The 12,763-nt window shown below is 54.1% G+C and carries 9 protein-coding genes; 8 read left to right on the forward strand and 1 reads right to left on the reverse strand.

Annotated elements, in window-relative coordinates:
• The first annotated feature begins 154 nt into the window (after positions 1–154).
• A complete protein-coding gene (locus BLV85_RS03635; protein ID WP_090412230.1) occupies positions 155–1,420 on the forward strand; it encodes a glutamate-5-semialdehyde dehydrogenase in 1,266 nt (421 codons plus the stop codon).
• 4 nt (positions 1,421–1,424) lie between these two features.
• Positions 1,425–3,200, forward strand: a complete 1,776-nt coding sequence (gene lpdA, locus BLV85_RS03640; RefSeq protein ID WP_090412286.1) for a dihydrolipoyl dehydrogenase — start codon at positions 1,425–1,427, stop codon at positions 3,198–3,200.
• 126 nt (positions 3,201–3,326) lie between these two features.
• On the opposite strand, the gene BLV85_RS03645 is transcribed toward lpdA, so the two are convergent.
• Complete coding sequence (locus BLV85_RS03645; RefSeq protein WP_090412232.1) at positions 3,327–3,746, reverse strand: surface-adhesin E family protein; 420 nt, start codon at positions 3,744–3,746, stop codon at positions 3,327–3,329.
• Between the two features lie 331 nt (positions 3,747–4,077).
• Between BLV85_RS03645 and BLV85_RS03650 the strand changes: the two genes are divergently transcribed.
• The 6 genes from BLV85_RS03650 (at position 4,078) to BLV85_RS03675 (ending at position 12,740) form a co-directional block, all read left to right on the forward strand.
• A complete protein-coding gene (locus BLV85_RS03650; protein WP_090412234.1) occupies positions 4,078–4,917 on the forward strand; it encodes a motility protein A in 840 nt (279 codons plus the stop codon).
• Entirely contained in the window at positions 4,910–5,623 is a 714-nt protein-coding gene (locus BLV85_RS03655; protein WP_218132768.1) for an OmpA/MotB family protein, read from the forward strand. The genes BLV85_RS03650 and BLV85_RS03655 overlap by 8 nt, the downstream gene beginning before the upstream one ends.
• 254 nt (positions 5,624–5,877) lie before the next feature.
• Complete coding sequence (gene glgX, locus BLV85_RS03660; RefSeq protein ID WP_090412236.1) at positions 5,878–7,986, forward strand: glycogen debranching protein GlgX; 2,109 nt, start codon at positions 5,878–5,880, stop codon at positions 7,984–7,986.
• The gene (gene treY, locus BLV85_RS03665; protein ID WP_090412238.1) at positions 7,976–10,648 is read left to right on the forward strand and encodes a malto-oligosyltrehalose synthase; all 2,673 of its coding nucleotides are present in this window, start codon (positions 7,976–7,978) and stop codon (positions 10,646–10,648) included. The genes glgX and treY overlap by 11 nt, the downstream gene beginning before the upstream one ends.
• A gap of 182 nt (positions 10,649–10,830) precedes the next feature.
• Entirely contained in the window at positions 10,831–11,502 is a 672-nt protein-coding gene (locus BLV85_RS03670; protein ID WP_090412240.1) for a DUF5752 family protein, read from the forward strand.
• The gene (locus BLV85_RS03675; protein ID WP_090412242.1) at positions 11,499–12,740 is read left to right on the forward strand and encodes a glycosyltransferase; all 1,242 of its coding nucleotides are present in this window, start codon (positions 11,499–11,501) and stop codon (positions 12,738–12,740) included. Before BLV85_RS03670 ends, BLV85_RS03675 begins: the two co-directional genes overlap by 4 nt.
• The last annotated feature ends 23 nt before the right edge of the window (positions 12,741–12,763 follow it).

Genomic DNA, 12,763 nt, shown 5'->3' on the forward strand with positions numbered 1-12,763 from the left:
AGCTGAATGGATTCATTCTACGAAAGTTTAACCGTTTTGTCGCGGCCGACCCATTTTTCTGGCATTTCAGGGAAAAAGTCGTGGAGAGGGCGGATGTCATTGTAGAATAACGCGCAGTGACCTCTTGCCATTAAATAACTGAAAATCGCTCTACATGGACAACACAAACATTCATTCCATTATGCAGACTTTGGGGCGAGCGGCTCGCGAAGCTTCGCGAGTGATCGCCAAAGCAAGCGCTGCAACCAAGAATCAGGCGCTCCTGGCCATGGCCGAGGCGATCCGCCGTGACGAGCAAGTTTTGCTGGCAGCCAATGCCAATGATGTCGCACTTGCCAAAACCAAAGGTCTGGAGTCCGCCATGGTTGATCGGTTGACACTGACTTCCAAAGGTGTTGCAAGCATGGCTGCCGGTCTGGAACAGATAGCTGCCTTGCCTGACCCGGTGGGGGCGGTTACCGATCTGAATTACCGTCCCTCGGGTATTCAGGTGGGCAGAATGCGGGTGCCGCTGGGCGTGATTGGCATTATCTACGAAGCACGCCCGAATGTGACGGCCGATGCGGCCGGCCTATGCCTGAAAGCCGGCAATGCCGCAATTTTGCGCGGCGGATCGGAAGCGATGCAGAGTAATCAGGCCATTGCCGCTTGCGTTCAGGAAGGGCTCAGAGTGGCCGGGTTGCCGGAAAATACCGTGCAGGTCGTGGATACCGCTGATCGTGCCGCAGTCGGTGAGTTGATCGTCATGCAGAAATATGTTGATGTCATTGTTCCTCGTGGCGGCAAGGGGTTGATCGAGCGCATTGCAAGCGAGGCACGTGTACCCGTCATCAAGCATCTGGATGGTGTTTGTCATGTTTATATCGACGTGCGTGCCAATCTGGAAAAAGCCATAAGCATCGCTGATAACGCCAAGACACAACGCTACGGTACTTGCAACACGATGGAAACTTTGTTGGTGCACGCGGGCATTGCACAGCAATTTCTGCCAGCGGTGAGCAAGATCTTGCTGGAGAAAGCAGTCGAGTTGCGCGGAGATGCTGCGGCCTGCGCGCTGGTGCCTGAAATGCAACCGGCCACGGAAGAGGACTGGCAGACAGAATATCTGGCGCCGATTCTCAGCGTGCGCATCGTGGCCGATATCGATCAGGCGATTACGCACATTGCCACTTACGGCTCGCAACATACGGATACCATTGTGACCGAGGATTATGCGCGTGCACGGCAATTTCTGCGTGAAGTCGATTCCAGTTCGGTGATGGTGAATGCTTCCACACGTTTTGCTGACGGATTCGAATATGGTTTGGGCGCGGAAATCGGCATTTCCACCGATAAGTTGCATGCGCGCGGACCGGTCGGACTGGAAGGGCTGACGAGTCAGAAGTTTATCGTATTGGGCGATGGACACATTAGAGAATGAAGGCATGACACAACTCGTTAAAGTAGCATTACCCGATATCGGTGATTTTAAGGATGTACCGATCGTCGAAATTTTAGTGAAGCCCGGGGATGAAGTGGCGCAGGAAGCCCCGTTAATGGTGCTTGAAACCGATAAAGCCACGATGGAAGTACCGGCTCCCGAGCCTGGCGTGGTGAAGCAGGTGCATGTCAAAGTCGGTGACAAAATATCACAAGGTTCGCTGATCGTTACTCTGGAAGCATCCAAAGCAAGCAAGCAGGATCATAGGCCGGAATCTGTGTCCAGTGACGTGTCTTCCAATCAGCAAACAGTCGAGCCAGGGGAGCAGGCGCCCGACCAATCAGCTGCTGCCGTCAGCCGGGAAGGCCAGGCCGATGTCCATGCTGAAGTTGTTGTGCTGGGTGCTGGGCCGGGTGGTTATACGGCTGCATTCCGGGCAGCTGATTTGGCTAAGGAAGTGATCCTGATTGAACGCTACCCCGCCCTGGGTGGCGTTTGTCTGAATGTCGGCTGCATTCCATCGAAAGCGCTGCTGCATGCAGCCAAGCTACTGACAGATGCAGATGAAGCGCGTCAATACGGGATTGATTTTGGCAAACCAAAGATCGATCTTGACAAACTGCGTGCCTGGAAAGATTCGGTGGTGGGCAAGTTGACCAAGGGCCTGACAGGGCTCGCCAAGCAACGGAAAGTGACTGTCATGCAGGGGGCTGGGAAATTTATTGGCCCCCATTTGATCGAGGTCGCTACCCCGGACGGACGCCAAACCGTTTCTTTTGAGCATTGTGTGATTGCAGCAGGTTCCAGTGCAGCACGCATCCCGGGATTTCCGGATGACGAACGGATCATGGATTCGACTGGCGCGCTGGCGTTGGCGGAGATTCCCAAGCGCATGCTCATCCTGGGGGGCGGCATTATCGGCCTGGAAATGGCAACCGTCTATCATGCATTGGGCACACAAGTCAGTGTGGTCGAACGCGCGGGGCAGCTGATTCCTGGTGTGGACGCCGATTTAATCAAGCCGCTGTTCAAGAGATTGCAGGCTGATTATGAAGCTATTTGGCTCAATACCAGCGCGAGCCGCATCGAGGCCGGTAAAAAAGGTCTGAAGGTCTTTTTTGAGGGTGAAAAAGCGCCTGAGCCGCAATGGTATGATCGCGTGCTGGTGGCAGTGGGCCGCTATCCCAATGGAAAACTGATCGAGGCCGAGTCTGCCGGTATTGAAGTGAGTGCACGTGGATTCATTCCGGTCGATGCGCAAATGCGCACCAATGTCGAACATATCTTTGCCATTGGTGATATTGCAGGAGAGCCGATGCTCGCTCACAAGGCCTCGCATGAGGGCAAGATCGCGGCCGAAGTCATAGCCGGTCATAAGGTGGTGTTCGATGCGCAGGCGATTCCATCGGTCGCCTATACCGATCCGGAGATTGCCTGGATGGGGTTGACCGAGACGGAAGCCAAAAAACAAGGCATCACTTATGAAAAGGCAGTATTTCCATGGGCGGCAAGTGGCCGCGCCATCGCCATGGCGCGAGACGAGGGAATGACCAAGTTTTTGTTCGATAAAACTTCCCGCCGGATTCTCGGCGCGGGCATGGTTGGATCCCATGCGGGAGAGTTGATCTCAGAGGCAGTGCTGGCGCTGGAAATGGGAGCGGATATGCAGGATATTGCGCTCTCCATCCATCCGCATCCGACACTGTCGGAAACCCTCCTCTTCGCTGCGGAACTGGCAGAAGGCACGATTACCGACCTGTATCTGCCAAAGAAACAGTGAGGCCTGGAAATATACTGGAATGGATGAATTCTGCTTGGCTCCATCGCCATCAGAGGATGGACTGAGATGGAGCCAATCTTGCGATTTTGTTCCTGAACGAGTCGGGCGCATCGGTGAATAGGGAAGTTACTTGCCACAGGCAATTTTCCATGCGTCTTCAATCGTTGAGCCATCGAGAATGGGTTGCATTCTTCCCGGTGCCGTATCGTCGTAGATCAAATCCCCTTTTGCCTGGTGACGCGAATACCAGTAATAAGCCAGCGTCCGGTACTTTTTGTTTTCGCAGTCGTATTCATCCAATGACTTGGTCGACAATTGTCTTTTGCCACCTACCATCAGTGGGCTTTCATAATCGGTTAGAGTGTACATCGTCGCTCTGGTCCCTTCCTTCGTGATGCTGTTTTTATCAATGAAGACTTTTGTCCCGCGCCCGGCAACGGTGCCTGGCGCTTCAGTTCGGACGGTGTCGGACGCCAGAAGCGTCCATTCAGCCGCTACACTGCCGCAGAAAAACGCTAGCACAAACGATAATATTATACGCTGCATGATCTTCTCCTCATTTGGTATAGGATTTATTGCTGTTTCTGGATGGCAGGACAAAAGATCCTCATCACAGCTTTCAGAGTGACAACGTCATCAGTTGTTATTGTCATCAGAAGAAAGCTGGGTGCTTATCTAAATGTCCTGCGGCTCTAATCTACTGGAAGTGGCGTTATAAAAAAATACGTGCTGGCACGTAGCAATTATGGCTGGCATCCCATAAATGGCGTGCGCAGCGTCTGGTTGCGCAGATTGTCGGGTCGTTCATGAGTGCGTTTGACACCCACCAGGATTCTCGGTATGTTACAGACAATCAAATATCAATATCCTGGAGCCAATGAACCCCTCTACCCTGATTGGCATGATTGGCGGCGTTGCAATGCTGGCGGTGCTGCTGGTATTCGCTGCGGAGGATCCCGCAGTATTTATCAACCTGCCAGGGCTCGCGATTGTGCTGGGAGGAACGCTTGCGGCGACCTTTATCAGTTATCCATTGCGCGAGGTGGTTCGAGTATTCGGGCTGCTCATGACCGTTCTGCGCAACGAGCGGTTATACATCCAGCGCGACATGGAAGAATTGATCCGGATTTCGCGGCTATGGATGCAAAACGATGTGCGTGCGGTGGAAGAGGAGTTGGCGCGGGTGAGAAACCCGTTTCTGCGTACCGGCGTGCAATTAGTGATCGATCTCACGCCTGAACAGGAAATCCTCGACTTGCTGCGTTGGCGTATTTCCCGGTTGCGCGCGCGCGAGCATGCAGAAGCCAAGCTGTTTCGTGTGATGGCCAGCTTTGCGCCGGCTTTCGGTATGATTGGCACCCTGGTCGGATTGATCAACCTGATGTTCATCCTCGAGCTTGGAAATCTGGAGATTATCGGGCGGCATATGGCAATTGCCTTGATGACCACTTTCTACGGCATTCTGCTGGCCAATCTCGTATTCAAACCGGTTGCGGTCAAGCTTGAGCGCCGTACCGAGCAGCGCATCGTGTTGATGAACATGGTGCTGCAGGGGATCTCAATGATGTGCGAGAAACGCAGCCCGGCGCTGATGCGCGAGACGCTGGGGTCGTTCATGGCGCACTATGAAGATGAAATCGACGAGGCGCAATTGCCTGCCATGCCTGCCGGCGTGCCTTCCGATGATGCAGGCGGAGCAGGCAAGCATCGTGGCTGATGACGATAGTGTTCATGCCGGTAAAGAAGGGGGGCGTTATGCGCACTGGAATTTCGATCCACCGGCCGATACGGATGAAGACAGCTGGTTGATCGTATATTTGGATGTCATGACGTTGCTGCTGGTCATGCTGGTGGTGCTGTTGGCCTTCTCCGACCGTATCCTTGAGCCACATGCTGCAGCGCAGCATGTCTTTGCGGACCGGCCAGATACACCGTATTCCCATGCTGCGCAGAAGGCGGCCAATGCAGTGACTGTTGAGCACGCCGCAGAGGAAAATCCCTTGGCTGGCCTGCCGCTCGATACACTCGGGGATGATGTCGAGATATTGATACAGGAAGGCACGATCAGTTTCCGGATCAGTAACGAGATATTGTTTCCATCCGGCCAGTCCATGCTCACTGTTCCAGGGATCGCCTTACTCGACCGATTGACCAAGGTTTTGAATGCGACCGAGCATAAAATTTCGGTGGAGGGTCATACCGACAATGTGCCCATCCAGACTGCGCGTTTTCCGTCCAACTGGGAATTGTCGACTGGTCGGGCGACCAGCGTCGTTCGCCATCTCGAGCGCAGCGGCGTTGCATCGAGACGTCTGCGTGCCACGGGCTATGCCGATACTCGTCCAATCGCACTCAATGGCACGCCAGAGGGTCGTGCAACCAATCGACGAGTTGAGCTTATCCTGGAGACGCGCCCGCACTAGGAGACTGTCCGAGAATAGCGATCGTAGCGAGGGCGAAGCTGGCTGAGCGGGATTTTTAGATCATTTGAGGCGAATAGTGGTTCTATTTAACGAAAAGGGTCGGAAAATCCGGCCAGCCAGGCTCGTCCGCAGTAGATCAGTCTATTCTCGGGCAGCCTCCTAGGCAGGTGCGCCGATTTGACGCAACGGAAATTTCGGCTGGATCCAGACACTAGCCAAGATACAAGTGTCTGGCAAAAATCAGGAGGGTGCCTATGACTGACGTAAACGTCTGGTTGTGTAAGCCGTATCCGCTCGGCGCGAGCTTCGATGGTCAAGGCACGAGTTTCTCGTTGTTCTCGGAAGTGGCAGAGCGGGTCGAGTTGTGTCTGTTTGATGAACAGGGTCGAGAGACCCGTGTCGATCTGCCAGAGACGACCGCCTACTGCTGGCATGGTTACTTGCCGGATGTCAAACCCGGACAACGCTATGGCTACCGTGTGCATGGGCCCTGGGCACCGGACCGGGGGCAACTCTGCAATCCGGCCAAACTGCTGCTCGATCCCTATGCCAAGGCTATCGATGGACAGGTGCAATGGGATGAGGCCGTCTATCCCTGCCGTATCGATGAACCAGACATCCGTGATGAACGCGATAGTGCACCCTTTGTGCCGCGTTCGGTGGTCATCGATCCCCGCTTTGACTGGGGAGACGATCAGCATCCCGACACCCCCTGGCACGAGTCCATTATCTATGAATTGCATGTCAAGGGTTTCACCAAGCGACACCCCGGAATTCCGGATTCGCTGCGCGGCACTTATGCAGGTCTTGCACATCCGGCGGCGATCAAATACCTTAAGGCGCTTGGAATTACTGCAGTCGAACTGATGCCGGTGCATCAATTCATACATTATGCCCATCTGGTAGAAAAGAATCTGCGCAACTACTGGGGCTACAGTACCATCGGTTATTTCGCTCCACATAACGAGTATGCTGCTGTAGACGAATCCGGTCAGCAGATTGCCGAATTCAAGCAAATGGTCAAGGCATTGCATGCGGCGGGTATCGAGGTGATCCTGGATGTGGTCTACAACCACACTTCGGAAGGCAACCATCTCGGACCGATGCTTGTTTTCAAAGGGATCGACAATGCTGCCTACTACCGGCTCATGCCTGATGATCCGCGCCACTACATGGACTATACAGGCACCGGCAACAGCCTGAACATGCGCCATCCGCATGTGCTGCAACTCATCATGGACAGCTTGCGTTATTGGGTATTGGAAATGCATGTGGATGGCTTCCGCTTCGATCTGGCGGCGACACTGGCGCGCGAATTGCATGAGGTGGACCGGTTGTCGGCCTTTTTCGATCTCGTGCAGCAGGATCCGGTGATCAGCCAGGTCAAACTTATCGCTGAGCCTTGGGATCTCGGGGAAGGCGGTTATCAGGTGGGCAATTTTCCCCCGTTGTGGTCGGAGTGGAACGGTAAGTTCCGCGATTGTGTGCGCGACTACTGGCGAGGACAGGACCGTACGCTTGCCGAGTTTGCACGGCGTTTGACTGGTAGTTCAGATCTGTACGAGAGCAACGGACGGCGTCCCTACGCCAGCATCAATTTCATTACCGCTCATGACGGATTTACCCTGCATGACCTGGTCTCCTATAACGACAAACACAACGCGGCCAATGGCGAGGACAACCGCGATGGCACAGACGACAATCGATCATGGAATTGCGGTGCGGAGGGACTGACTGACGACCCCGAAATCAATCAACTACGCCAACGTCAACAACGTAATCTCCTTGCCACCTTGTTCCTCTCGCAAGGGGTTCCCATGTTGCTGGGAGGAGATGAGATCGGGCGTAGCCAGTCTGGCAACAATAATGCCTACTGCCAGGACAATGAAGTTTCCTGGTTCGATTGGAAGCATGTCGATCATGAGTTGCTCGTATTTACGCAACGCCTCAGTAATTTTTACCGCAAACATCCGGTTTTTCATCGCCGTCGTTGGTTCCAGGGACGGCCGATCCATGGCGAGGAAATTTTGGATATCGCCTGGTTTGCGCACACTGGAGAGGAAATAGAGGAGTCGCATTGGGGAGAAGATTACGCCAAATCATTCGCGGTATTCCTGAATGGTGAGGCACTTTCCGGCACCGGTTTATGCGGTGAGCAGATCATTGATGACCGCTTTTACCTGATTTTTAACGCCCATTATGAGCCGCTGAATTTCAAACTTCCCGGTCCGGAATGGGGGGCGCAGTGGCTTCTGGAATTCGATACCGCGCATGGGTGGTCAAATGAAGAGAAGATTTTTGCGGCGGACAGCGAGCTGCAGGTCGAAGCTCGCAGCCTGATGGTGCTGCGCTATGCAACTTGAGCCAATTGCAACCTACCGCCTGCAGTTATGCCCGGAATTCGGCCTCGATGACGCAGCTGGTGTCGTTCCCTATCTGGCCTGCCTGGGCGTGAGCCATGTTTACACTTCGCCCTATCTGCAAGCCGCCAGTGGCAGCAGCCATGGGTATGATGTAGTCGATCCGACCCGAGTCAATAAAGCGCTGGGTGGCGAGCGTGCGCGCAAGCGTCTGTGTGCTGCCATGCAACAAGCGAATCTAGGACAGATGCTGGATATTGTCCCCAATCATATGGCCATCATCGGGGACCAGAATCCCTGGTGGTGGGATGTGCTCGAGAATGGTCCTTCCAGCCGTTTTGCCATATATTTCGACGTTGATTGGGACGCTTCCGAGGAACGATGGCCGAACAAAGTGCTATTGCCGGTATTGGCAGACCATTATGGACGCGTGCTGGAGTCCTGCGAGCTGCAGCTGAAACATGCGGGCGGTGACTTCACACTGCATTATGGCGAGCAGAGTTTCCCGCTTGATCCCTCCAGTCTGGGAAAATTACTGGCTGAAGCAGCGTGTGATGCGCACTCGGAGCTGTTGGGCTTTCTGGCCGAGTCATGCATGCGATTGCCCCGCCCGACAGTCACAGACCGCCGGCTGGTCGAGCTTCGTCACCGTGACAAGGATGTTATCCAGCATTTGCTGACCCGTCTGAGTCATGACGAACCTGACACCGTCATCGCAATCGATGCTGTGGTGACCCGCCTGAATGCTGATCCTGACGCATTGGATGACCTTATCGATCGGCAAAACTACCGGCTGGCCTTATGGCGTACTGCCGGGCGGGATCTGGGATACCGGCGGTTCTTTGATATCAATAATCTTGCTGGTCTGCGGGTAGAGGAGGAGGAAGTATTTCATGCAACGCATCAATTGCCGCTGGCATGGGTGCGGGAAGGCTCGGTGCATGGACTGCGTATCGACCATGCGGATGGGATGCGTGATCCTGCACAATATTTCGCCAGATTGTGTCAGGCGTGCCCGGATACCTGGATAGTGGCAGAAAAAATCCTGGAGCATCATGAGCGGCTGCCAACGGACTGGCCGATTGCCGGTACCACCGGTTATGATTTTCTCAATCTTGCCGGAGGGCTTTTTATCGACCCAGCCGGCATGCCATCACTTCTATCATTGCTGGAGGCGTTTACCGGAGAAGTGGTCGACTTCACCAGACTGGTTTACGAAAGCAAGCGCCAGGTACTCAAGGAACTGCTGGGCAGTGAATTGAACCGCCTCGCATCATTGTTTGTGGACATCTGCGAGCAGCATCGTTGCCATCGTGACTATACCCGCTATGAACTCTATCTGGCATTGCTTGAGACGGCAGCCAGCTTTCCCGTTTATCGAACTTATGTCAGGGCGGCAACAGAACGCGTTACTGAGACAGATATCCAGTATGTGTCCGAGGCCATAGCCTTAGCTAAGGAACGCAGAACGGAACTCGATCCACAGCTCTTTCAGTTTCTGGAAGATTTGCTGCTGCTGCGCTGCAAAGGCAGGCTGGAAGGGGAATTGGCCATGCGCTTTCAGCAGCTGACCGGGCCTGCGATGGCCAAGGGAGTGGAAGACACAACCTTTTATCGCTTTCACTGCCTGGTAAGCCTGAACGAGGTAGGAGGAAACCCTTCGAAACCGGATGTTTCAATCGTTGAGTTCCATCAGGCCTGCAATCTGATCCAGGCCGACCATCCCCAAACCTTGCTGGCAACCGCTACCCATGATACCAAGCGCGGCGAAGATGTGCGTGCCCGGTTGGCGTTGCTGTCGGAAATGCCGGAGCACTGGGGCAGAACAGTGCAAGGCTGGATGCAATATAATCAACAGCATCGTTGTCATGATCTCCCCGACCGCAATACCGAGTATCTGCTCTACCAAACCTTGGTGGGTACCTGGCCCATCGATGTGCAGCGCCTGAGTGATTACATGCAAAAGGCGATTCGCGAAGCCAAGATACATACATCATGGACCCAGCCGCAGCCGGACTACGAACAGGCCATTCAACAATTCATCCAGGCCGTGCTGGCCGATAACAAATTCTGTTGTGAGCTCGAGGCATTTGTGCAGCCACTGATCGCTCCGGGACGTGTTAACAGCCTTGCGCAAACGCTGCTCAAGCTGATGGCTCCGGGTGTGCCGGATATTTACCAGGGTACGGAGTTATGGGATCTGAATCTGGTGGATCCGGATAATCGCCGGCCAGTTGATTATCACAGACGCGCCCAGCTGTTGGCGGAAATTTCAGGCTTGGCCATTGAACAGATACTTGCACGCTCTGATGAAGGGCTGCCTAAACTGTGGGTGATTCGACAAGCCCTGCATCTGCGGCAGCAATATGCAGAATTTTTCGGTCCGGCAGGCAGCTATCAGCCTCTCAAAGTGAGCGGAGGCAAGGCAGTGCACGCTGTGGCATTCATGCGCGGACAGAATGTGGCGGTTGTAGTCCCTCGCCTGGTATTGGGACTGAAAGAAGATTGGGCGGATACTGTTGTCGAGTTGCCAACGGGAGACTGGTGCAATCTATTGACAGGAGACAGGTTGGCAGGCGGATCGACTGCCATCGGAACAATACTCGAACGTTTTCCTGTTGGATTGTTGCATAGAGGGCGGTGTGCTTCTTCTGAGAAGAATTAGATCGGTTTGCTTGTGAGCAAAAATTGCCGCCCGACTTGCGGGTTGCCGAGATTTGCGGGTGCCGGGTAGTATTTATGGCGATCGACGAGTTTGACAATGCAGGGGGTTTGCCGATACATTTTCAAGCAGTGCGATTATTACAGGACTGCTCGCGGTTTGTTTTAAACAGGAGGGGTGTAGCCATGGCTGTATCTCAGAAAGACAGCGGATTCGCTCTCAAGGACTGTGCGCTGATTGCTATTGCAACTGGCAAGCGGGCAATTACTCTCAAGGAATTCCGCGATTTGCTCGCGACAATCACATCCGGTAGTATCGATTACCACTTCTGGGGAGGGATGCTGCAACCCCGCTTCGAAGAGCGCGAATTCAACAATGATTTTGCTTCCTGGGCGCGTCACAGTCTGCATGATGGGATATTGGCCGAACGCCTCGCGATGATCGATCCCGCTGATTATCAGGATATAGAGCCATTGCGCCTGGAATTGCTCGAGCAGGTAGAACAGCGTCTGGATGAGAGCGAATATCTGCATTGGGCGCATGCGCTGTACCCCTTCGAGTTCATTCATGCCAAGATCGTGGTATTCGATACCCGCCATCGGCTCAAGGCGCCCCATCGCCTGGCCAGCATGTTGCCACGCATGTCTACCAGCAGTGTGTTCTATCATTTCATCGATGCGCGTCGCCGCCTGGGCGGTAAGGACGATTTTCGTCAATGGCTGGAGAGCTTTGGGGACAGCTATCTCCCATTATGCGAGGAGCTGGCCGCCATTGATCCTTCATTCGCGCCGCTAACCGAATTGCGACAGCAGCTGACCGATACTTTCTCCCGTCATTTCAAGGGAACACGATTATGAGCCATCTATTGCAAAACTATGGTCAGGTGGCAGGGGAAGACGTCATTCGCCACCTGCAGAAACTGGCATTGCCGCTTCGTGGTCTGAAAATGGTGCATGTCAACTCTACACGTGTCGGTGGAGGGGTGGCGGAAATACTGGAAAAACTGGTGCCGCTGACGCAGGAGCTCGGTATCGATGTGCGCTGGGAAGTGATGAGTGGTTCGGCCGATTTCTATCAGTGCACCAAAAGCATGCACAATGCTTTGCAGGGGAATAACGTGCCTATTCCCCGTGCACAACTGGATGCCTATGAGCGTACCAATGCCACTAACGCCGAGCAACTGCGCCCGCTGCTTGAGGAGGCTGACCTGGTGTTTATCCATGATCCACAGCCGGCACCTCTTCTGGCTTTATGCCCCAATCGGCGCGGCAAGTGGATCTGGCGTTGCCATATCGATATTTCCCATCCCTATCGTCCGGTCTGGAAATATCTGCGTGATTATGTTGCAGGTTACGATGCCAGCGTGTTTTCTTTACCGACTTTTGCCCAGGCGTTGCCGCATTGTGAATTCATTATTCCGCCCAGCATCGATCCACTGTCGGACAAAAATATCGAATTGCCGGAGGAGGAAATCTCCGATGTGCTCAGCCATTTCAAGATCGATCCGGCGCGCCCGCTGGTCGTGCAAGTGTCACGTTTCGATCGATTCAAGGATCCCGTCGGTGTGATTAATGCCTATCGCCTGGCAAAACGCTACCTGCCGCATTTGCAGTTGGCGCTGGCAGGGGGAGGCGCCAGCGATGATCCGGAAGGGGAAATCGTACTCAATGAAGTGCGTATGGCTGCAGAAAACGATGCTGATATCCACATATTAATGCTGCCACCTGATGCCCATCGCATGATCAATGCCCTGCAACGGGCGGCGGCCATAGTCTTGCAAAAATCTACCCGTGAAGGCTTTGGTCTGACTGTTACCGAGGCCCTATGGAAAGGAAAGCCAGTGATCGGTGGCAATACCGGCGGTATTCGGCTGCAGGTCATCGATCATCACACGGGTTTTCTGGTGAATACCCCCGAAGGTGCCGCCTTGCGTTTGCGTTACCTGCTGCGCCAGCCAAAGAAAATCCAGTCGATGGGTTACAAGGCCCAAGCGTTCGTGCGGGAAAATTTTTTGCTGACGCGGCAATTGCGCGAATATTTGACGCTATGCGTTGATTTATTGCATGGTGTGGGGGACCGTATCGAACTGAGCTAGATTCCCCGTTTGTGGCGAGGAAA

The organism is Nitrosomonas halophila, assembly GCF_900107165.1.
In the GTDB taxonomy this organism is placed as follows: Bacteria; Pseudomonadota; Gammaproteobacteria; order Burkholderiales; family Nitrosomonadaceae; genus Nitrosomonas; species Nitrosomonas halophila.